This is a genomic window from Rhodoferax sp. U11-2br (assembly GCF_018619435.1).
GTDB lineage: Bacteria > Pseudomonadota > Gammaproteobacteria > Burkholderiales > Burkholderiaceae_C > Rhodoferax.
Genome location: NZ_JAHFZF010000019.1, coordinates 43,293 through 64,403, shown reverse-complemented (window position 1 = coordinate 64,403; position 21,111 = coordinate 43,293). Strand labels below are relative to the sequence as shown.

General features: G+C 60.2%; 16 protein-coding genes and 1 tRNA gene. 11 read left to right on the top strand and 6 right to left on the bottom strand.

What is annotated here, in order from left to right; genetic code table 11:
* Positions 1-172: 172 nt before the first annotated feature.
* The 9 genes from KKO72_RS13215 to KKO72_RS13175 all read left to right on the top strand — a co-directional run bounded on the left by KKO72_RS13215 (position 173) and on the right by KKO72_RS13175 (position 12,698).
* Positions 173-1,174 (top strand): FAD:protein FMN transferase, encoded by a 1,002-nt coding sequence (locus KKO72_RS13215; protein WP_214939020.1) that lies wholly within the window; start codon positions 173-175, stop codon positions 1,172-1,174.
* 49 nt (positions 1,175-1,223) lie between these two features.
* Entirely contained in the window at positions 1,224-2,102 is an 879-nt protein-coding gene (locus tag KKO72_RS13210) for a (Fe-S)-binding protein (protein WP_214939017.1), read from the top strand.
* Between the two features lie 56 nt (positions 2,103-2,158).
* Positions 2,159-7,120: a 2-oxoacid:acceptor oxidoreductase family protein gene (locus tag KKO72_RS13205; protein ID WP_214939014.1), complete on the top strand. Its 4,962-nt coding sequence runs from the start codon at positions 2,159-2,161 to the stop codon at positions 7,118-7,120.
* A 20-nt stretch (positions 7,121-7,140) separates the two neighbouring features.
* Positions 7,141-8,514 (top strand): electron transport complex subunit RsxC, encoded by a 1,374-nt coding sequence (gene rsxC / locus KKO72_RS13200; protein WP_214939011.1) that lies wholly within the window; start codon positions 7,141-7,143, stop codon positions 8,512-8,514.
* Positions 8,511-9,656: an RnfABCDGE type electron transport complex subunit D gene (locus KKO72_RS13195; RefSeq protein WP_214939009.1), complete on the top strand. Its 1,146-nt coding sequence runs from the start codon at positions 8,511-8,513 to the stop codon at positions 9,654-9,656. The genes rsxC and KKO72_RS13195 overlap by 4 nt, the downstream gene beginning before the upstream one ends.
* The gene (locus KKO72_RS13190; RefSeq protein ID WP_251140638.1) at positions 9,653-10,354 is read left to right on the top strand and encodes an FMN-binding protein; all 702 of its coding nucleotides are present in this window, start codon (positions 9,653-9,655) and stop codon (positions 10,352-10,354) included. Before KKO72_RS13195 ends, KKO72_RS13190 begins: the two co-directional genes overlap by 4 nt.
* Entirely contained in the window at positions 10,351-11,010 is a 660-nt protein-coding gene (gene rsxE, locus KKO72_RS13185) for an electron transport complex subunit RsxE (protein WP_214939007.1), read from the top strand. Before KKO72_RS13190 ends, rsxE begins: the two co-directional genes overlap by 4 nt.
* Positions 11,011-11,012: 2 nt before the next feature.
* On the top strand, positions 11,013-11,594 hold the full coding sequence (locus KKO72_RS13180) for an electron transport complex protein RnfA (protein WP_180128741.1): 582 nt from the start codon (positions 11,013-11,015) through the stop codon (positions 11,592-11,594).
* A 243-nt stretch (positions 11,595-11,837) separates the two neighbouring features.
* Positions 11,838-12,698: an FAD-binding oxidoreductase gene (locus KKO72_RS13175; RefSeq protein WP_214939005.1), complete on the top strand. Its 861-nt coding sequence runs from the start codon at positions 11,838-11,840 to the stop codon at positions 12,696-12,698.
* Between the two features lie 107 nt (positions 12,699-12,805).
* Here the strand turns inward: KKO72_RS13175 and KKO72_RS13170 are convergent.
* Positions 12,806-12,895, bottom strand: a tRNA-Ser gene (locus KKO72_RS13170).
* A gap of 119 nt (positions 12,896-13,014) precedes the next feature.
* Between KKO72_RS13170 and KKO72_RS13165 the strand changes: the two genes are divergently transcribed.
* The gene (locus KKO72_RS13165; RefSeq protein ID WP_158081247.1) at positions 13,015-13,398 is read left to right on the top strand and encodes a PilZ domain-containing protein; all 384 of its coding nucleotides are present in this window, start codon (positions 13,015-13,017) and stop codon (positions 13,396-13,398) included.
* A gap of 24 nt (positions 13,399-13,422) precedes the next feature.
* Here KKO72_RS13165 and KKO72_RS13160 read toward each other — a convergent pair whose 3' ends face one another.
* The 4 genes from KKO72_RS13160 to KKO72_RS13145 are packed head-to-tail and all read right to left on the bottom strand — an operon-like array spanning position 13,423 to position 16,328.
* A complete protein-coding gene (locus KKO72_RS13160; protein WP_214939003.1) occupies positions 13,423-14,655 on the bottom strand; it encodes a hypothetical protein in 1,233 nt (410 codons plus the stop codon).
* A 36-nt stretch (positions 14,656-14,691) separates the two neighbouring features.
* Positions 14,692-15,435 carry a hypothetical protein gene (locus KKO72_RS13155; protein ID WP_078364536.1) on the bottom strand — a complete coding sequence of 248 codons (744 nt, stop codon included), beginning with the start codon at positions 15,433-15,435 and terminating at the stop codon, positions 14,692-14,694.
* A 1-nt stretch (position 15,436) separates the two neighbouring features.
* Positions 15,437-16,015 carry a hypothetical protein gene (locus KKO72_RS13150; protein WP_371736879.1) on the bottom strand — a complete coding sequence of 193 codons (579 nt, stop codon included), beginning with the start codon at positions 16,013-16,015 and terminating at the stop codon, positions 15,437-15,439.
* A gap of 31 nt (positions 16,016-16,046) precedes the next feature.
* Positions 16,047-16,328 (bottom strand): DnaJ domain-containing protein, encoded by a 282-nt coding sequence (locus KKO72_RS13145; protein ID WP_078364537.1) that lies wholly within the window; start codon positions 16,326-16,328, stop codon positions 16,047-16,049.
* A 410-nt stretch (positions 16,329-16,738) separates the two neighbouring features.
* Between KKO72_RS13145 and KKO72_RS13140 the strand changes: the two genes are divergently transcribed.
* Positions 16,739-19,759 (top strand): EAL domain-containing protein, encoded by a 3,021-nt coding sequence (locus KKO72_RS13140; protein WP_214938998.1) that lies wholly within the window; start codon positions 16,739-16,741, stop codon positions 19,757-19,759.
* A 60-nt stretch (positions 19,760-19,819) separates the two neighbouring features.
* Here the strand turns inward: KKO72_RS13140 and KKO72_RS13135 are convergent, their stop codons facing one another.
* Positions 19,820-21,091 (bottom strand): FIST C-terminal domain-containing protein, encoded by a 1,272-nt coding sequence (locus tag KKO72_RS13135; protein WP_214938995.1) that lies wholly within the window; start codon positions 21,089-21,091, stop codon positions 19,820-19,822.
* Positions 21,092-21,111: the final 20 nt, after the last annotated feature.

Below are 21,111 nucleotides of genomic sequence, written 5' to 3'. Positions count from 1 at the left end.
TGGAATTTCGTCTTTTTGGCTAAAACGCACCACCAAGTCTTTTAAATCAAATACTTACGTTGATTTTGACAAGTGTAATGAAAGATTTACACTTGTATGAAAACACCTGTAACAAACTTAAAATGTATGCAAATGTCCGCTACTTCGGACAAATGTCTACAGGGGGTTACGGATGCGTCGACGTACTTTGCTTTCGGCTTCATTGGGTCTGGGTTCATTGGCGGCCTTGGCCTGTTTCGACAGGCCTAACGGCGCACGCTCCGATCTGCGGACCTATTCTGGCTCGGGCAAAGCTTTTGGCACCACCGTGAGCATTGCGCTGTGGCATGACGAGGCCACACAAGCGCAAGCGGCCATCACCGAGGCCTTGGCCCAGGTCAGCCAGGTGGATGCCTTGATGAGCCTGTATCAGGAACACAGCCAGGTCTACCAACTGAATCTGTTGGGGCGCATTGAGAAACCTGACCCTCATCTGGTCAAGGTGCTGACTTATGCCCGACAACTCTCCGAACAGACGGCAGGGGCGTTTGACATCACCGTGCAACCCTTGTGGCGGGTTTTCACACAAGCGCAAGCGCGCGGCGAACTGCCCACACCAGAGGCCGTAGCGAGCGCCAAGGCCCTCGTCAACTGGCAAGGCCTGAGCGCAGGCGGACAACAAGTCAGCCTGGCACAGCCCGGTATGGGCATCACCCTCAATGGCCTGGCGCAGGGGTATGCGGCCGACCTGGTGCTGGCGAGTTTGCGTGCACATGGGATCAACCACGCCCTGGTCGACACCGGCGAATTTGGTGCACTGGGCCACAAAACGACCGGTTTGCCCTGGGTTCTGGGCATCAAGAACCCGCGACACACCGATGCACTCGCCGCAAAGGCCGCGCTGGATGATCGCCAATTGGCCACATCAGGCGACTACGAGACCTTTTTCAGCCCGGACTACATCCATCACCATATTTTTGATCCCGCCACCGGCGACTCCCCCACCACCTTGGCCAGCGCCACGGTGCTGGCGCCCACCGGCTTGATGGCCGACGGGCTGTCAACCGCCTTCATGGTGATGGGGGCCAACAAGGCACTGGCACTGGCTCAACAACTGCCACAAGTGGATGCCTTGCTGATCCACAAAAACGGCGCCATCCAGGTCACACCCAATTTCCCGGCGTTGTCTGCCTGAGTGACGCCCAGGTGAACCTGTTGTTGAACACCCGACTGGAGGACTGACGTTGGAACTCATTGGCACGATTGGTAGCGCAGGACTTTTCATGGCGACGCTGGGGGTGTTGCTCGCGGGTGTGCTGGCTTTTGCGAATCGTCGGCTGTATGTGTATGAAGACCCTCGGATTGAAGAGGTGGAGAACCTGCTGCCCAAATCCAACTGTGGTGCCTGTGGTCTGGCGGGTTGCCGCAACTTTGCCGAGAAAGTGATTGCTGGCGAGATTGTTCCAGCACAGTGCACGGTGAGCAGTGCAGCGCAGGTTGGCATGATTGCCACGATGCTGGGCGTGGATGCAGGCGACGTTGAGCGCCGTGTGGCGCGCCTGGCCTGTGCCGGGGGTAAACATGTGGCCTACACCAGGGCGCGGTACGCAGGTTTGTCAACCTGCCGTGCGGCTGCTGTGGTGAGTGGTGGCGGCAAGGAATGTGCCTGGGGTTGCCTAGGGTTGGGCGATTGTGTCAATGTCTGCAAACAAGGTGCCCTGCACCTGGATCGGCATGGCCTGCCAGTGGTGGACCCGCTCAAATGCACAGCATGTAATGACTGTGTGGCTGTCTGCCCCAAAGGTCTGTTCTCTCTTCAGGAACTCAGCCACAAACTCTGGATCGCCTGCCGTAACCGGGCCGATGGTGATGCGGCTCAAGCTGCCTGCGAGGTCGCCTGCACCGCCTGCGGCAAATGTGTGGCGGATGCGCCGCCCGGCCTGCTGACTTTACGCAACAACCTGGTCGAGATCGACTACGACTGGCACGACCAAGCCACCCAACACCTGACCGACCGTTGCCCAACCGGTGCCATCGTTTGGTTTGCCGACCCAGATCATGGGTCGCGAGGACACGCCGCGAAAAAGATCCTGCGCAACGATGCCTTACCCATCAAGCAATGACGCGGCCGCCACCTGCTCAAACTCACAAGGATTCGTCCTTTTACCGGGAACACACCATGCTCAACAAGGTCCTCGATTATTTGAAACGTGACACCCACGCAGCCCACACGGATCGCCCTGCGGCGAAGTACCCAGGCATCCGTGACGCGGTCGACGGCAACACAGCAGTCATCCACGTCGAACGCGAGGCGTCCGATGCGGCAGGGGCCTACCCGATCACGCCCTCTACCCAGATGGGGGAGTACTGGGCTGAGGAGGTTTCTTCAGGGCATCTCAACATCTCAGAACGCCCTCTGATTTTTGTCGAGCCGGAATCCGAGCATGCCGCTGCGGGCGTCACTGCGGGCATGTCGATGACCGGGCTGCGCGCCACCAACTTTTCATCAGGCCAGGGCATTGCGTTCATGCACGAGTCGCTCTACGCCACGGTGGGTAAACGCCTGCCCTATGTGCTCAACATGGGATGCCGGGCCATCACCAAGGCCAGCCTGAACGTACATGCCGGGCACGATGATTACCACTGCATCGACGACACTGGGTTTATCCAGGTGATGGCCAAAAACGCCACGGAGGCGGCCGACCTCAATCTGATCGCACGTAAGGTGGCCGAACTCTCGCTGACCCCAGCCATCGTCGGCCAGGATGGGTTCCTGACCACCCACTTGATTGAATCCGCACGTCTGCCCGAGCGTGAGTTGGTGGTGGAGTTCCTTGGCAAACCGGATGACCTGATCGACACACCCACACCCGCCCAGGCCATGCTGTATGGCCCACAACGCCGCCGTGTTCCGGCCATCTGGGATGTGGATGCGCCGATGCTGTCAGGCTCGGTACAAAACCAGGACGCCTACATGCAGTCGGTGGCAGGCCAGCGCCCCTATTTCTTCGACCACATCGCGGCCATGGCCGACCAGTGCATGGCCGAGTACGCGCAGCTCACCGGCCGCAGTTACCAACGTGTGAGTGGCTGGAAAAGTGATGATGCAGACTACCTGATCCTCGGCATGGGCAGCATGATCGTGCAGGCCGAGGCAGTGGCCGACTACCTGCGGACCACACGTCAACTCAAAGTCGGGGTGGTCAACCTGAGCATGTTCCGCCCCTTCCCTGGCGACCTGCTGGGCCATGTGTTGCGGGGAAAAAAGGGGGTTGCGGTGTTGGAGCGCACCGACCAGCCCCTGGCGGAAGATCTGCCGCTGATGCGGGAAGTCCGCGCCACCCTCTCCAAATGCCAGGAGAATGGCCAGGCAGCAGCCGAACGCGGCAATGCCAAGGACGCTGCCCTGCCCTATCCCGGTTATGCCAGCCTAGCGGCGGGTGAGATGCCGCGCTTGTACTCCGGCTGTTACGGTCTGGGTTCACGCGATCTGCAGCCTGAGAGCTTGATTGGTGCGTTCGAAAACATGTTGCCGCAGGGCCAACGTCGGCCTTTCTTCTACCTCTCGGTCGATTTCGCCCGCGACCCGCTCAACCCCAAGGATGAGTTGCACCAGGAAGCCTTGCAGGCGGCCTACCCGCGTTTGCGTGAACTCTCAGTGCGTGGCTCGGAAAACCCGAACCTGATGCCCCCGGGAGCCATCACCGTGCGGATGCACTCGATTGGGGGCTGGGGCGCGATCACCACCGGCAAAAACCTGGCCATGACACTGTTTGACCTGCTGGGTTACGAGATCAAGGCCAACCCCAAGTACGGCTCGGAAAAGAAGGGCCAGCCCACCACCTACTACCTCTCGGCTGCACCCGAACTCATCCGCGTCAACAGCGAATACGTTCACCTGGACGTGGTGTTGTCACCCGACCCGGCGGTGTTTGGCCACTCCAACCCTCTCACGGGGCTGAAAAAAGGCGGCGTCTTCATCATCCAGAGCAATCTGGGTGAGGCCACCTGGGGCGCGTTCCCGTTGTGGGCGCAAAAGCAGATTGTGGAGCAGGAGATCCGTGTTTATTACCTGGATGCGTTCCAGATCGCCCGCGAGGAGGCCGGCAGCGCCGAGCTGATGCTGCGCATGCAGGGCAACGCCTTCCAGGGCGCCTTTTTTGCAGCCTCACCGGTGTGTGCCAACGCGGGTCTGAGTGAAGAAACCCTGTTTCGCGCCATTGAAAAGCAGCTGGAAACCAAGTTCGGTGGTAAAGGCGGCCGGGTGGTGCAGAACAACCTGACCGTGGTCAAACGGGGGTATGTCGAAACCAGGGAGATCACCAGCAAACCTCTGGGCACCAGCCACAAGGCTCTGCCCAAGACCTGCGCCGGGTTGCCCATCATGCTGCTGCGCACACCTGTGGCCGACGCCAAACACTTGCCACCTGTGGCTGATTTGCACCGCTTCTGGGAGCAGACCGGCCACTTTTATGCCACCGGCAAAGGCAACGACAACCTGGTCGACCCGTTCATCGGCGCCTCGCTGGTGCCTGCAGCCACCGGCATCTACCGCGACATGACCGGCATCCGGTTTGAACACCCGGTCTGGCTAGCCGACCAATGCACCGCCTGCGGCAAGTGTTACACCGTCTGCCCTGACAGCGCCATTCCGGGTCTGGTCAACAGTGTGGCCGAAGTGTTCAACACCGCGCTGCAACGTATCGAGACCGGTGGCACGCCGACACGTTTCCTTCGGCGCGCGGTTCGGGTTGCGGAGAAAAAACTGCGTGTTTTGATCACGGGTGATGGTGTGGCTGTTCGGCCGCTGATCGACCAGGCCATCGAGGCCACCATTACTGAGGCACCAGAAGACGAGCAGACCAATATGAGCAAGGAGTTTCAGCTACTAAAAACAGAGCTTGGCGACTTCCAGTTTGCCGCCACCAAACCGTACTGGACGCAAAAGGAAAAGAAAGCGCCCGGCAGCGGTGGCCTGTTCTCGATCACCGTCAACCCACTGACTTGCAAGTCCTGCGCCCTGTGTGTCACCGTGTGCGATGACAAGGCTTTGAAGATGGTGACGCAGACCGAGGCGTCGATCAAGACGCTGCGCCAGGACTGGGACTTCTGGCTGGACCTGCCGACCACACCGAAGGAGTATGGACGCATCGACAGCCTGGACGAAAAAATCGGCGCACTGGAAACCCTGCTGCTCGACAAAGCCAACTACAACTCGATGAACTGTGGCGACGGCGCCTGCCTGGGGTGTGGCGAGAAGACAGCGATTCACCTGTTCACCTCTGCCGCCGCGGCACTGATGCAGCCACGTGTGCGTAATTACGTGGCCCGACTTGACTTGCTCATTGTCAGTCTGGAACAGCACATGCGTAACCGTCTGGCCGATGCGATTGATCTGTCGGACGCCAGCGCCGTGGTGTCTGCCGTCAATGCCAGCAGCAGCCAGGACCTGACTTTGTCGACCCTGGCGGCCAGCCTGTCGGCCAACAAACCTTCACAACCGCTTGATCCGGCCTGGATCAAACGCACAGCTCAGTTGCTGGACAAACTCAAGGACCTGCGCTGGCGCTACGTCGAGGGCCCCAGCAAACGAGGCCGCGCCGACATGGGCCTGGTCAACTCCACCGGGTGCACATCGGTCTGGGGGTCGACCTACCCCTACCACCCCTATCCGTTCCCGTGGACATCACACCTGTTCCAGGACTCCCCCTCGGTGGCCATGGGTCTGTTTGAGGGGCACATGGCGAAGATGGCCGAGGGTTTCAAGGCGGTGCGCATCGCCGAGATGGAGCTCAAGGGCGAGTACATCCATGAGCGCGATGCCGACTTCTTCAAACGTTTTGACTGGCCCCAGTTCAGCGATGACGAGTGGCATATGTGCCCACCCGTCGTGAGCCTGGGTGGTGACGGCGCCATGTACGACATCGGGTTCCAGAATCTGTCGCGGGCCATGATGTCGGGCAAACCCATCAAGGTGCTGGTGGTGGACACCCAGGTGTATTCGAACACCGGTGGCCAGGCCTGCACCTCTGGCTTCATCAGCCAGGTGTCTGACATGGCGCCTTTCGGCAAAGCCATGCATGGCAAAACCGAGATCCGCAAGGAGATGAGTGTCATCGCCATGGCACACCGCACATCCTTCGTGTTGCAAAGCACCATCGCCCACGTCAATCACCTGCTGGAGGGCTACATCGACGGCCTCAACTCGCGGCGACCGGCCTTGTTCAACATCTATGCGGTTTGCCCGCCGGAACATGGGGTGGGTGATGACAAGAGTGTGGCCCAAAGCAAGCTGGCGGTGGAAAGCCGGGCCTACCCCTTGTTCCGCTTCGACCCGGACGCGGGCATCACTTTTTCGGAAAGCATCAGCTTGGATGGCAACCCTGCCATCGAGTCTGACTGGCCAAGTTATTCGCTGGAATACCTTGACGAGAGTGGTCAGAAGCAGCGTATGGATCTGCCGGTGACCTTTGCCGACTTTGCAGCGACGGAAGGCCGTTTCAGCAAGCAGTTCCGCAAAGCGCCCGCAGAAACCTGGAACGACGCCATGTTGCCGCTGGCTGACTTGCTGGCTTTGCCGCAAGACGAACGCGAGGGCAGGTTCCCCTACATCTGGGCCACAGACAGCAAGAACCACCTGATGCGGCTGCTGGTCTCCAAGGAACTGGTGCTCGCCTGTGAAGAGCGGCAGAACTTCTGGCAACAGCTCAAGGACATCGCCGGTTTGTCCAGGCGCGCATCGGAGGTGGATACCCAGGCCGTCACCGAACGTGTGCGGGCCGAGTTGATAGAAAAGATCACGAACAGCCTGACCCTCCCCGGCAGCCAAACTGCCCCCGTTGCACCAGTGCTGGATACCCATGCCACCGTCGCACCCGTTCCTGGCGGTGGTTATGAAGCATGCTGGGTGGACACGCCTGAATGCACAGCCTGCGACGAATGCACCTCCCTGGCACCCAAGGTATTTGCCTACAACGACCAAAAACAGGTGGTTGTGCTCAACCCCAAAGGCGCCAAATTCAAGGATTTGGTCAAAGCCGCAGAGAAATGCACGGCAGGCTGTCTGCATCCGGGTACCGCCTGGGACATGGCCGAAGCTGGTGTAGACAAGTTGTTGGCACGCGCGGCCAAATACAACTGACAGACCGACCCACCCAAGTTATGAAGTTCCTCAACTTCCTGCGTGGCGAGACGTTTGCGCGCGGCATCCATCCACCGCAAAACAAACACACGGCCCACACGCCGATCCGCCGCCTGCCCTTTGCTCCCGAGCTGGTGGTCCCGCTGTCGCAGCACATTGGCAAAGCGCCTCGTCCCATTGTTCAGGTGGGGCAAGAGGTGGTGCGCGGTCAGCCGATTGCCAAAGGTGAGGACTGGTTGTCGGTGCCACACCACGCGCCGGCAACCGGTGTGGTGGAAGCCATTGAACTGCGACCCAGCGCACGCGGACCTTGGACCGAGTCGATTGTCATCCGCTCTTATGCCGGAGCCACGCAGGAGGATCTGTGGGGCATGCCGCGTGACACCAGCGTCATGGATGGTCCGGAAATTCTGCAAGCCGTCTGGGACAGCGGCTTGGTGGGCCTGGGCGGTGCTGCCTTCCCGACCCACGCCAAGCTGATGGTGCCCAAACAGGCCAAAGTCCACACGCTGGTGGTCAACGGCTGTGAATGTGAACCGTACCTGACCTGTGACCACCGCGTGATGCTGGAAAACACCAAGGAACTGATCCTGGGGATGCAGCTGGCCATGCGCGCGACGGGCGCGGTGCGCGGCATCGTTGGGGTTGAGGACAACAAACCGGATGCGGTTGCGGCCATCCAGTCGGTGATCGACGCTGCCCACATTGACAGCATTTTTGTGGAAGCGGTGCCGACCAAGTACCCGCAAGGCTCAGAGAAGATGTTGCTCATGGCACTGTTTGGTGTCGAGATTCCCTCTGGCGCGCTGCCGGTTTCCCTGGGCATGGTGATGAACAATGTCGGCACCCTGGCGGCTCTGGGACAACTGCTGCCTGCCGGTCAGGGGCTGACCGAACGTGTGGTGACCATCGCCGGGCCAGGCGTCAGCCGACCAGGGGACTACCGGGTGCCACTTGGCACACCCATCTCCTTTGTTCTTGAATGGGCGGGGGCGTCAGCACAACAGTCCAGCCATGCGCCCAGCGCCTGCCAGCTGGTGCTGGGTGGCCCCATGATGGGGCAGGCCGTGGCCTCACTCGACACCCCCATCACCAAGGGGGTGTCAGGCATCCTGGTTTTTCATCCGGAGGACATGGCCGACCGCGATGGCCGCCGCACCTTTCCCTGCATCAAATGCGGCGAGTGTGTTGAATCGTGCCCGATGGGGCTCAACCCCTCGGCCTTGGGCATGCTGGCCGCCAAACGTGAGTACGAATTGATGGGGCAGCGTTACCACCTGGGCGACTGTTTTGAGTGCGGCTGCTGCACCTATGTGTGCCCGTCCAACATCCCGCTGGTTCAGCAATTTCGCATCGCCAAACAGGTGCTGCGTGAAAAGGCGAGCGCCTTATGAGTACCGCTATCGAAATCCGCAGTGCCCCGCACATCAAGGCACCACGCACCGTGGAGCAGATCATGCGCAACGTGGTCGGCTCCTTGCTGCCCGTGTGTGCCTTTTTTGTCTACCAATACGGTGTCTCGGCACTGGCTTCCCTGTTGTGTGTGACAGCGGCCTGCCTGTTCACCGAGCGCTTGTTTGTCAAGACCGGCACCCAGTCGGGTTCATTGTCTGACTGGTCTGCTGTCATCACAGGCTTGCTGCTGGCGTTAACCCTTCCGCCGGGTTTCCCGCTATGGATGGGTTGTGTGGCGGGTGTGGTGGCCATCGCGCTGGGCAAGGCCATGTTTGGCGGCATCGGCTTCAATGTGTTCAACCCGGCGCTGGTGGGACGGGCCTTTGTCCAGGCGGCCTTTCCCGTGGCCATTGCCAGTTACACGCCGTCGTTCCTGCCCGGTCGTTTCATCAACGCCATCCCAAGCACGCTGGCCTGGCCCATGATGCAACCATCGGATACCACGGCCTGGTTGCACAACATGCAGATCGACGGACTCAGCGGAGCCACCCCCCTGGCCAAATGGAAGTTCGACGGCCTGATGGTGCTGCCGCAGGATCTGCTCTCGTCCTTGGCTGGCCATATGGCCGTGGGGCCATCGCCCCTGCTGATCCTGGCCTGTGGTGCCTATCTGGCTCTGCGACGGTTTATGGACTGGCGCATCCCGGTTGCGATTCTGGGCAGCGCAGGCCTCACCGCCTGGATGCTGTATGGCCTGGACCCGGTGCGTTACCCCAACCCGTTTTTCATGATGTTTTCCGGTGGTCTGATGTTGGGGGCGATTTACATGGCCACCGACATGGCGACATCACCGGTCACACCGCGCGGCATGTGGGTTTATGGTGCCTTGATTGGTGTGTTGACCGTGGTGATTCGCTACTACAGCGGTTTGCCCGAAGGGGTGATGTACGCCATCCTCATCAGCAATGCCGCCACGCCGCTGATTGAGCGCATCACCCAACCGACGCCGTTTGGCAAATCCGGTTTGCTGCAACCCAAACGCGGTGCCAGCTACCCCTTGCACCCGGAGTACATCTCGCGTGAGGAAGCCAATGCCGTCACACCCAAAAAGCGCTTGTTGAAAAACAAACCCAAGCCATGAACACACCGCACACACCGGCCATCCCCCCGTCAGTGGCGCAAACCCCCACCCGTGCCATGGTGCTCACCCTGGGGCTGGTCGCCGCCATTTGCGGCCTGATCATCGTGAGCGCCTACGAAGGCAGCCTGTCTGCGGTGCGTGGCAACCGTCGGGTCGCGCTGGAGCGCGCCATCACCAAGGTATTGCCTGGCGCACATCAGACCCTCTCTTACCTGGCCCTGTCCAACGGCGCCATTGAGCCCGCCAACAGCGATGACACACCAGTCGGCGCTTTGCGTTTTCATGCGGCCTATGACACCACCGGGCGCCTGATGGGCATCGCCGCCGAAGGCTCGGCCAAAGGTTATGCCGACACGGTGCGCATCCTCTTCGGGTACTCGCCACCCTGTGCCTGTGTGGTTGGCATCGGTGTGATCAGCATGCGCGAGACACCCGGCATTGGTGACAAGATCCTCACCGACACCCGCTTTCTAGCCAACTTCAAGGCCCTCGACACGCGGCTGAATGCCGAACTCAATGGCCTAGCCAACGAGGTCAAAACCGTCAAACACGGCACCAAAACACAAGCGTGGCAGGTGGACGCCATCTCTGGAGCAACCATCACCTCCCGTGCTGTTGGCCGCGCCATCAACGAAGCAGCGCAGGCGCTGTTGCCGCGCCTTGTTCCCAAAATCGACCAGATTCAGAAGGCACCATGAACGCACCCATCGCACCCAACACGGTCTCCTCATGGGACAACCTGCTCGAAGGTCTCTGGCGGCAGAACCCGGTTTTTGTCATGATGCTCGGCATGTGTCCCACGCTGGCGGTCACGGTATCTGCCATGAATGCACTGTCGATGGGCTTGGCCACCACGCTGGTACTGGTCGCGTCTTGTGGTCTGGTCTCCATGCTGCGCCACATCGTGCCCAAAGAAGTCCGGATCGCCACGTACATCGTGATCATCGCCACCTTTGTGACGGCGGTCGACTATGGCATCCAGGCCGTCAGTCTCACCCTCTACGATGCGCTGGGCGCTTTCATCCAGCTGATTGTGGTCAATTGCATCATTCTGGGCCGTGCCGAGGCGCACGCCTCCAAAAACCCACCTACCACCGCGATGCTCAACGCCCTGGGCATGGGTGCAGGGTTCACGGTCGGCTTGTTGGCGCTGGGCACTGTGCGAGAGATCTTGGGTGCCGGCGCCTTGTTTGGTGTGTCGCTGTTCGGCGCCAGCTTTCAGCCTTGGGTGGTGATGGTCTTGCCGCCGGGCGGCTTTTTTGTACTGGGTGGGTGGCTGCTGGTGTTTGCATGGTGGAAAAAGCGCCAGCCAAAGGTCTCGGCCAAGCCGAGCACAAGCACACAAGGGGCCTGACGATGGCACACGAATCAAGCTTCCAGATTTTCATAGGTGCCTTGCTCGCCAACAACTTCGTGCTGGCGATGTTCCTCGGTCTGTGTCCCTTTTTGGGTGTTTCCGGCAAGTTGGACACGGCTTTCCCGATGGGGGTGGCCACCACCTTCGTGATGGCGGTTGCAGCCTTGTGCGCCTACGGACTGAACTGGTTGCTGGGTGTGATGCACCTGGAGTTTTTGCGCCTGATCGCCTATATCGTTGTCATTGCCTCGGCCGTGCAACTGGTGGAGATGGTGCTCAAGAAACACAGCCCGGTGTTGTTTCGGGCGCTGGGCATCTACCTGCCGCTGATCACCACCAATTGTGCGGTGCTGGGCGTGGCGCTGATCCAGACTGCGCGTGACTACACCCTGTTGCAGTCGATGGCTTTTGCCATAGGAGGTGGCGCCGGTTTCACCCTGGCTTTGGTCTTGATGGCAGGCTTGCGAGAACGGGTCCAACTGGTTGAAGTGCCCGACATCGCCCAGGGTGCGGCCGTGGTGTTGATGATGGCGGGCATTCTGTCACTGTCGTTCATGGGTTTTGCCGGCCTCGGGGGCTAACCATGCTGACACACTTTCTGAGCAGCGTTGCTGCGTTGCTGTTGTTGCTGGCGGCGTGGATCACGGTACAGGCTGTGGCACGTCGGTTTGCACAACAACACCCTGAATGCGGCCCCTACCAAGAAGCGGGAGAGGGCTGTGGCGGCGGTTGTGGCGCTTGCGCTCAGCCCTGCACCAACCGGTCAGCCGACCCTACCGACGCCATCTCTGGACCAAGCAAACACCCTTGATGAATGGAGCCCCATGCAGATCCCAAACCATGACACCACCACCGACACCGCCACACACTCAGCCAGGTTGATCGGCAGCAGCCGCATCACACGCGCTGATTCGCCAGAAGACGTGCGACACATGATTTTTGAAACGGACGACGCCGGGTTTGATGCTCGGGTGGGCCAATGCATCCGGGTCATGGCACCCGGCCAGTTTGGCAACCCCCACCATACACGGCTGTACTCGTTGGCCCATATTGACCACACTGACGCACAGTGCACCGAGTTTTCCTTGCTGGTGCGGCGTTGCACCTACCTCGACGACTTCAGCGGCGAGCGTTATGACGGTGTGGCCTCCAACTACCTGTGTGACCTGCCGATGGGCAATGTGATGACATTTTCCGGCCCGGTTGGGCACCCGTTCTCCATTCCTGCCAATCGCCGCGCACCGCTGCTGATGGTGGGCATGGGCACCGGCATCGCCCCATTTCGGGGGCTGGTCAGCCGAATCTACGACGCCCGAGGGGGCTGGGAAGGCAAGGTCCGGCTGTTTTATGGCGCCCGCAGTGGCCTGGAAATGCTGTACATGAACACCGAGAACGCTGACCTGGCCAACTATTTTGACCAGGCCACCTTCAAGGCGTTTCAGGCGCTCAGCCCGTGCCCCCATTTCGACGAACCACCGGCCTTGGGCGCCGCCTTGGACCAGCACCCCAGCGAGCTCAAAGAGATGCTGCAGGACCCGCAAACACACATCTTCATCGCCGGGCCACAGGCCATGCTGGGCCAGGTCGAGAACAGCTTCGAACGCATTGTGGGCAACACCGGGGACTGGCCCACCCTGTACCAACACCTGCTTGACAGCGGCCGCTGGAATCAGGTCTTGTATTAAAAAAGCCGATCAGGCAAAGCGTGATCGGCTGGGATGGACGGTTGATGTGTCCTTAAGAATCGGCCAAGCTGAAAATTGGTTCAATTCAACAGCTTGGGCATATGATTTGGCGGAAGCTGTGAGATTCGAACTCACGGATGTCGTAAAACATCGCCGGTTTTCAAGACCGGTGCCTTAAACCGCTCGGCCAAGCTTCCATGCCTGAATTGTAGCTTGAGGTGCCGGGCAACTCCGTTGTAGAGTTGTCAACTTGGTCCTGCCTTATGATTTGCCCGGTGCGACACACCCGGCTCTTGCCATGCTTCAAGGAAACCACATGAAAGCCTTCCCTGCCGAAAGTCACCGCTTGTTTTCGCGCATCCCCTTCAGTGCGGCCGTGACACTGCACCTGCCTGGCAAAACGCTGGAGGTCAGCTTGCTGGACCTGGCACTCAAAGGCGCCTTGGTGCAAACCGATGTGCCTGAAGACGTTCAGCTTCAGGCGCCGTGCCGCCTGTTGTTGCCGCTGTCCAACGACGGTGAGACGATTGAGATGGCAGGCACGGTAGCCCATTTGAAAGGCTGTCACATTGGCATGCGCTGTGAGCACATTGACCTGACCAGCCTGACCTTGTTGCGTCGCCTGCTGGAGCTCAACACCGGGGACGCCGACTTGATGGACCGCGAACTGTCCCATCTTTTTTCAAGCCGACAAGCCTGAGTCTGACCAGACAACGGCCCCTGATCAGGCCAGGTTACATTCACGCCGCATCAAGGACAGCGCATCACTGAGCTTGCTGTCGTGGTCACTCAACAGGGTGGATTGCGCTTCGGCCACAAAGTCCGACCACAGTCGGGTGTAGTCGTCCTGATGCTGCTCCGGCGCGTGTTCCTGCACAAATTGGGTCGCCTTCTCCGGGAAAAAGCCGCTTTTGCGCATCTTGCGGATCAGGGTGGCGGCAGACTTGTCGGTCAACAAGGTTTTGGGCGGACTGCCAGCCGCCACACACACACACAGGGTCAACAGGGTGCTGTCGTCACCATGGCCCTGGGTCAGCTTGTCCCAGGCCGCTGAGCGCGCGCGGTCATGCTGGCTGACTTCACTCAAGGCATCTTCAATCCAGAAGTAGCGCCCCATGAATGCGGGGGTCTGGTCAAACAGCTTGCGCACGCCAAAACGTGCATCGAGCAATTTGGGTAAATCAGACACCACACTGTCACGCACAGAGGCCACTACCTCGGTGTACTCGGCAGGCAAGTTTTTTGGCAATACCAAGGATAAAGTGACTGCAGCCCTTTCCTTACAGCGCAACATTGCTATCATTTTCTCGAACATCGGCCAATCAGGCAGCTCCTTGCGCCGCGTGGCGGCCACCAGCAGAGCGGTACGGATCACTGCCTCGGCATCGGGCTCGTAGTCTTGCAACTCATCAGCGGCGAGCCCCAACTGGTCCGCCATCCACAAGGCTGCGTCCACCACCCGCGCCACACGCTGGCGCGCTGCCAGTTCGACTTGAACCTCGGCAAAACTTGCCAAAGACCAGCGCGCCAGTTGCGGGATATGCCGGTCCGAAAAACCGCCACGTTCGTTCATGCCGAAGTGGGTGTTTTGCGGCATGACGATCATCGCCTTGAGCAGGTCCGAGCCCGCTTTGGAGCGCGACAGGAACGAGTGTTCACGTAACAAGGTGGCCGCCACACGCAGGTCACCCTCGCTGGCCAACTGCAGGTGCAGGCTGACCAGGTTGACGATGCGGTCGCGCGCTTTTTCAAGTTCGGGGCGCAGGAACTCGCTGCCAAAGTAGCGGGCAATCTGCACCATGCCTTTGGGCGCGTCCTCGCGGATGGCGTCGAGCTTGGCGGAATCGATCAGCCCATGCTGGACACCGTACAACAGCGCCTTCTCGAAAAAAGGGCGCCCGTCAAACAACGAGACGGCACAAGAAACGTCAGCAGCAGATGGGGTGGTGATTGGCATGTTTGGCTGGGCGGGCACCAAGGCCGGCCCACAAGGCTAGATGGCGGATTCTTCGTCTGACTCGCGCGCTGCGGGTGTGGCTTTGCCCAGGTCGGTGTCACGGGTCTCCACCTTGCCGTCGTCCTCGGGCAGGTCTTCGGCATCCAGCCCCAGCTCAAAAGCCCGTGCTTTGGCGCGCAACACCAGCAGCATTTCAATGAACAGGTCGGGCAACTCGTGGCGCAGCAGCCAGGCCAGTTGCATCCAGTCCTGGTCGGCCACCTCGTCTTGGTCCACTCGCGGGCGCGCCCACGCGTTGGCGCGCAGGTCGTCTTCAGAAACCATGTCGCCGTCATCCTCGACGGTGTCAAACACACCGGCACGGGCGAAAGCCTCCACACGGCTCCACTTTTCCTCAAAGTAGTCGGCCAGTGCCTCGCTGCCACCCTCCAGGTCACCAATCGCGGTCAAAAACGCCAGCGGGTCGGCACCATCACGGAAGATCACCGAGTTCATCATGCCGCGCAAATGGCCGCGGGTCAGGTCACGGTACTGCTTTTCAATGACCACGGCGCGGGCAAACTGCTCGGGCGTGAGCATCAGATTGATGATGGATGACTTGGAGTTGTCGTACTCGCGGATCACCGCCAACACGTCTTTGGGAGGCAGCTCGGCCAGCACCTCCATCAGCGCGCCATCTCCCTGGGTATCGGCCAGTTCAACCAAAGCCGACTCGGCGCCCACGATGTCACCGGCGGCAATCAGGGATTGGGTTTTTTCGATCAGGGCCAAATGTTTCATGTCACTCCTTGCGGTCAAAACCCTGGCCTTCGAGCCAGTCGGCGCTGGCTTCGTCGTGGTCCTGGTCGGTCCTGTGGGCGTGGTCATCATCCGCGTCAAAGTCGTGACCATGGTCCAGATGGCGGGCCTGCGAACGGCTGCCGTGGTCGGTGTGTTCCGCGGGCTCCTCGTCGTTGGCATGGTCTTGCTGGTGCGGCGACGGCCGCTGGTACAGGTACTCCAGCGTGGCAGCCACCGTCATGAACCAATCACCCATCGGCTGCTTGAGCAACACATCGGCCAGCTTGCTGGCCCACGGCGCCATGTGAACCGCATCCGCCAGACTGTCCCAGTCGGGGAACTCGTCGGACTCCAGGGTCAGCAGATGTTCCATGACGGCTGGCAGCTTGAACTGGAAGCCACCATGAAAAACCACCGCCACCATTTCAGGCGCGGTTTCCATCATCTGGCTTAAAAAAGTGAGCTGGCTGCGCTTTTCCTGCAAGCGCTGGCGCAGCACATCCTTGCCCTCGGAGTCCGAGGTCAGGTCATCAATCTCCGCCTGGTAGGCGTTGTGCAAAGCACGAAAAAATGCAGACATGCTCATCGCAGTTCCTTCCAAACGGCCGGCCTCAAACCAGGCGGCCAAAATAGTCAAGCCAGATCGCGCGTGCCGTCTCCAGAGGGTTGTCTAGCAGGTTGCGCTGGCGATTGTCATCATAGGCTTTGCGCCGGTCCGGGTCCGACAGCACCTCATACGCCTCTTGCACCGCACGAAACCGCGCCGGCGCTTGGGGCGAGTCGTTGCGATCGGGGTGATGCACGGACGCCTGCTGACGAAAAGCCTTCTTGATATCGGCAAGTGAGGCCGAGCTGGGCAAACCCAAGGCGGCGTAATGGTCTTTATGCTGCATGAGACGTGTTGCTTAAGTGGCGCGTGGGGTAGCCCCCGTTAGCCGGGGTACGGTGCTGGGCGCGACCTGCGGGTCTGAACCCAAACCCACCCATCGCATAACTCATTGATAAACAAGGCTTTCAGAAGCCGCCTGGACACTTGTATACCCGTGTTTTGCAGGACTTCCTCAGGGGGGTGAATTATGCACCACGCCCTCTTAACCAGCGATGACACCTGACGCAGCGGAAGCGCGGATGCCCCTTCGCTGGTCAGCTTGCGTCCTGTCGGCTGCAACCGATGCAACACGCACCCACAGCGCTGTGGCATCATGCACCGCACTCATGCAACACTGCCTGTGTCAGTGTCAGTACACGTCACAACCCGAACTTGCGAGGGCTGCCATCCGTGAGACAACACCGGACCATCTGGATGAGAAGACTGTTAGCGCTGGGCGCGGTTGTCTGCAACATGTTTGTTGCCCCGGCTTGGGCCGCAGGTACCCAGAGCAGTTTTCTGACGGCGCAGGAGCTTGAGTGGATTGATCACCACGTCGATCAGATCCGCATCGCGCCAGAGGAAAACTACCCACCTTTCAGCTTCGTTGAATCGCAGGCCTGGCATGGCATCTCGGCGGACATGCTTGCGTTGCTTCAGAAGCAGCTGGGCACCCGTTTTCAAATCCTGCCGGCACAAAACCTGCAAACCATCCTGGCTGGGGTTCAACAGGGCCAGTCGGATGTTGTGACATCACTGAAAGCAACACCAGAACGCGCGCAGTATCTGAATTTCACCCAGCCCTATCTCAGCGTTCCCACAGCGATCATCGTCAAGGCGGGCTTTCCACAAGGGCAATGGCCCGCCAGCTTTGCGGACAAACGCGTCGCGGTCGGCAAGGGCTATGGTGTCCAGAAATACCTGGAGAACAAGTTCCCGACGATCCAGCTGACCCTGGTTCCCGATGACTTGGACGGTATGCGCAAACTGTCCTTTGGGGAGGTGGACGCGGTCATCATGGATGTGGCCAGCGCCTCCTTTTTTATTGAGCGAGAGAAGATTGCGAACCTTCGTTTGTTTGCCGCTTTTGATTTCACCTATGAGCTGAGCTTTGGTGTTCGCAAGGATTTGCCGGTTCTGCGCGATATTCTGTCCAAAGCACTGGCCTCGATCCCAGACCAGGAACGCCAGGCCGTGCTGGACCAATGGATCAGCATTCGGCCAGAGCCTTTGGCTTTGATTCAGGCCTGGGTGCGCCGCTGGTTGTTGGTGATCATCGCTGTGTTGGCCGCGCTGGTCGTGATCGGCGTCATCGCTTGGCGAGCCCAGCGCCAGCGTCGATTGATCGAGCAACAGGTGTCGCGGTATTCCCGCAGCCTGCTCGAAGCCAGCCTGGACCCGCTGGTCACCATCAGTGCCGAAGGCAAGATCACCGACATCAACACCGCAACCGAGCGCGTCACCGGGCTGGCCCGTGCGGAGTTGGTCGGCAGTGATTTCGCGGACTATTTCACCGACCCGGTCCATGCCCGCGAAGGCTACCGGCAGGTCTTTGCCAAAGGCTTTGTCACCGACTATCCGCTGGTTATCCGCCACATCAGCGGCAAGCTCACGGATGTGCTCTATAACGCCAGCCTATACCGTGACGAGCAGGGCAAGGTGCTGGGTGTGTTTGCCGCTGCGCGCGACGTGACCGAACAAAAAAAGGCCGAAAGTGCCATGCAGGCAGCCAGTGTCTTCACCTATGCCCGAGAGGGCATCATGATCACCAAGGCAGATGGCACCATTCTGAACGTCAATGGCGCATTCACCCGCATCACCGGTTATGAGCGAGATGAGGTCCTGGGTAAGAACCCGAGTCTGTTGAGTTCGACGCGCCAGAACAAAGCGTTTTATGTCGCCATGTGGAAAGACCTTCGCAGCAAAGGTCACTGGTATGGAGAACTCTGGAACCGCCGCAAAAACGGCCAGCTCTACCTGGAAGCACTGACGGTGACGGCCGTGCTGGGCACGGACGGAAGTATTGAACACTACGTGGCCTTGTTCACAGACGTGACCGCCATCCGAGAGCACCAGAGTCAGCTGGAACACCTGGCGCATTTTGATGCCCTCACCAACCTGCCCAATCGTTTGCTGCTGTCAGATCGTCTGAACCAAGGTCTGGCGCAAACAGAGCGTCGCGGCAAGATGATGGCGATCGGCTACCTTGACCTTGACGGTTTCAAAACCATCAACGACCAGTATGGCCATGAAGCCGGTGACCAGTTGTTGATACAAGTCTCTGATCGCATGAAACAGGTCTTGCGCGAAGAGGACACGCTGGCCCGACTGGGTGGTGATGAGTTTGTGGCGGTGATGGGGGACCTCACACATGGCGAAGCCAGCCTGCCCATGTTGCGTCGATTGCTGGATGCAGCCTCACAAACACTCGTGGTTGCGGGTCAAAAACTCCAGGTGTCTGCCAGCATCGGCGTCAGCTTTTACCCTCAAGCGCAGCCCATCGATGCCGACCAGTTGTTGCGCCAAGCCGATCAGGCGATGTACCAGGCCAAGCTGGCAGGAAAAAACCGCATCCATGTCTTTGATGCTGTTCTAGACAATGGCATCCGTCTGCGCAACGAGAGCCTGGAACGCATCAGTGCAGCGTTAAACGACCGTGAGTTTGTCTTGTATTACCAACCCAAGGTCAATATGCGAACCGGCACCGTGGTGGGTGTAGAGGCCCTGATACGTTGGCAACACACCGAACGGGGTCTGTTGGCACCCGCCGAGTTTTTGCCCTTGGTGGACGACCACCCGCTGTCGATCGACTTGGGAGAGTGGGTGATCCACGCCGCATTGACCCAGATCGACGCTTGGCGGGCCCTTGGCCTGGACATGGCGGTCAGCGTCAACATTGGAGCGTGCCAGTTACAGCGACCCGACTTCGTGCTGCGCCTGCGCGATATCTTGGCACGCCACCCCTTGGTACCTCCGTCCCACCTTGAGCTGGAGATCCTCGAGACCAGCGCACTGGCAGATATCAAACAGATTTCCGACCTGATTGAGGCCTGCGCACAGTTCAAAGTCGGTTTTGCCCTGGACGACTTTGGCACAGGCTACTCATCACTCACCTATTTGCGACGCCTGCCCGTCAAAATGATCAAGATCGATCAGAGTTTTGTGCGCAACATGCTCGAAGACCCGGAGGATCTGCCGATTTTGCAGAGTGTGATCAGCTTGGCTTCTGCTTTCAAACGCGAGGTGATTGCCGAGGGCGTAGAGACCGTCGGGCAGGGCAGCATGCTGATGACGCTGGGTTGTGACCTGGCCCAGGGTTATGGCATTGCACGACCGATGCCCGCCAGCGACTTGCCGGCCTGGGTGAAAGCTTGGCGGCCAGACCCCGCCTGGTACAGCGCTTCAGAACAGCATCCGGACAGGGACAGCGTGAGGCTTGTGCATCACGCTGTCTGACCAAGGGTGAACCACTGAAAGCGCTTTGCCGTTCACCCACCAAAGGGCGAGAGACAGACCTCACGTAAAAACGGTAAGCACCCCGGTGTAGCCGTACAAATGGTTGCGGGCGATTTCGCCACCGGCAAAAAAGCCGACCAGTGGCACGTCGCCCAGCGCGTGGCGGATGATCTGCAACTCCGCACTCGGGCCGCCAAAATGCTCACCGCCGCGCCCGGAGCAACTCACATAAATCGCCCCGGCGATGCCGCGCGCCGGATGGGGTGCGGCCTCGGCCTCACTGGCGGCCAGCGCGGTGGCGGACTCCAGCGCCAGCTCCTGCGGCTCCAGCTCCTCACGGATTTCAGCACACACCCGGCGCAGGTCGGCGCGGGCGGCCTGCACGTTGCGCTGGCAAAACGCCAGTTCCATGCCTTCTTTGACTGGTGATGCCAGCGCAATGCCCAGACGCGCCGGGTCCAGGCCAATGATGTGGCGCACCAGCACATCGCTGCCAAAGTTGCCGGTGCGGGTGATGGTGGGGGCGTCGCCCGCCACACCGGCCTGCGCACCGCGTTCGGTCAAGCCCGCCAGCGTGGCACGCACCGCGTGCAGGGCCTCACGGGGTTGGTCGAGCGAAACATTGAGCTCACGCAGCAGCACCTCCAACGCAGGTTCGCCGTCGAGCCCCAGCACCACGTTGTGCTGCGCGGCGGTGATCTGGTGCGCACCCGCCAGCGGCAGGCAGCCCTGGGTCACACGCGACACCAGGTTGATTCCTGGCCCGAAAGCGACACCACTGAGGCCACCACTGAACACCCCGCTGGCAGCCCCCTGGCCCTTGACGTTGCCGTCCCCCGCCACCGCAAACTGCACCGTCTTGCCGCGACTGCTGGACAAACCACCAAACAGGTAACCCGAATCGGTGCGGGCCGCCATCTCGTCCACCAGTTCGGTCATGTCCACCGTGTGCGGATCAGCATGCACCAGGGCGGTGTGAGCCTCAAACGCCATGCCCAGCGGCGCCACCCCCGAAAACACGCGGTACTGGTCACTGGGCAGCTCACACAACATGACCGCCATCGCGGGCTCGTCAAAGTACTCGACGTTGTTGGAGGCAATGCCCACACCCACGGTGCCGGACCAGTCGGTCACCTCCGGCAACTCAGCACTCAGGTAGGCCAGGATCTCCTGCGCCTGCGATACATAGGGGTCGGTGATATAGAGCAGCGCCAGTGTCGGGTTAGCGGCGTAGCCATGCAAGCTCATTTGGGCGCGCAACTGCGCCAGCACCAGACCGGCGGCCATGTCCCAGCGCGGGTGGGTGGCGTGTGCGTAAGGAAAAAGTTTCATGTCAGGGCCCGCAGGCTTTC

Excerpts from the sequence above, each read along its gene's own strand:
- KKO72_RS13205 (WP_214939014.1), top strand. The coding sequence starts at position 2,159 with ATGCTCAACAAGGTCCTCGATTATTTGAAACGTGACACCCACGCAGCC.
- KKO72_RS13165 (WP_158081247.1), top strand. The coding sequence starts at position 13,015 with ATGAAAGCCTTCCCTGCCGAAAGTCACCGCTTGTTTTCGCGCATCCCC.
- KKO72_RS13140 (WP_214938998.1), top strand. The coding sequence starts at position 16,739 with ATGAGAAGACTGTTAGCGCTGGGCGCGGTTGTCTGCAACATGTTTGTT.
- KKO72_RS13190 (WP_251140638.1), top strand. The coding sequence starts at position 9,653 with ATGAACACACCGCACACACCGGCCATCCCCCCGTCAGTGGCGCAAACC.
- KKO72_RS13215 (WP_214939020.1), top strand. The coding sequence starts at position 173 with ATGCGTCGACGTACTTTGCTTTCGGCTTCATTGGGTCTGGGTTCATTG.
- KKO72_RS13175 (WP_214939005.1), top strand. The coding sequence starts at position 11,838 with ATGCAGATCCCAAACCATGACACCACCACCGACACCGCCACACACTCA.
- KKO72_RS13135 (WP_214938995.1), bottom strand. The coding sequence starts at position 21,091 with ATGAAACTTTTTCCTTACGCACACGCCACCCACCCGCGCTGGGACATG.
- KKO72_RS13155 (WP_078364536.1), bottom strand. The coding sequence starts at position 15,435 with ATGAAACATTTGGCCCTGATCGAAAAAACCCAATCCCTGATTGCCGCC.
- rsxE (WP_214939007.1), top strand. The coding sequence starts at position 10,351 with ATGAACGCACCCATCGCACCCAACACGGTCTCCTCATGGGACAACCTG.
- KKO72_RS13195 (WP_214939009.1), top strand. The coding sequence starts at position 8,511 with ATGAGTACCGCTATCGAAATCCGCAGTGCCCCGCACATCAAGGCACCA.
- rsxC (WP_214939011.1), top strand. The coding sequence starts at position 7,141 with ATGAAGTTCCTCAACTTCCTGCGTGGCGAGACGTTTGCGCGCGGCATC.
- KKO72_RS13150 (WP_371736879.1), bottom strand. The coding sequence starts at position 16,015 with ATGTCTGCATTTTTTCGTGCTTTGCACAACGCCTACCAGGCGGAGATT.
- KKO72_RS13160 (WP_214939003.1), bottom strand. The coding sequence starts at position 14,655 with ATGCCAATCACCACCCCATCTGCTGCTGACGTTTCTTGTGCCGTCTCG.
- KKO72_RS13145 (WP_078364537.1), bottom strand. The coding sequence starts at position 16,328 with ATGCAGCATAAAGACCATTACGCCGCCTTGGGTTTGCCCAGCTCGGCC.
- KKO72_RS13180 (WP_180128741.1), top strand. The coding sequence starts at position 11,013 with ATGGCACACGAATCAAGCTTCCAGATTTTCATAGGTGCCTTGCTCGCC.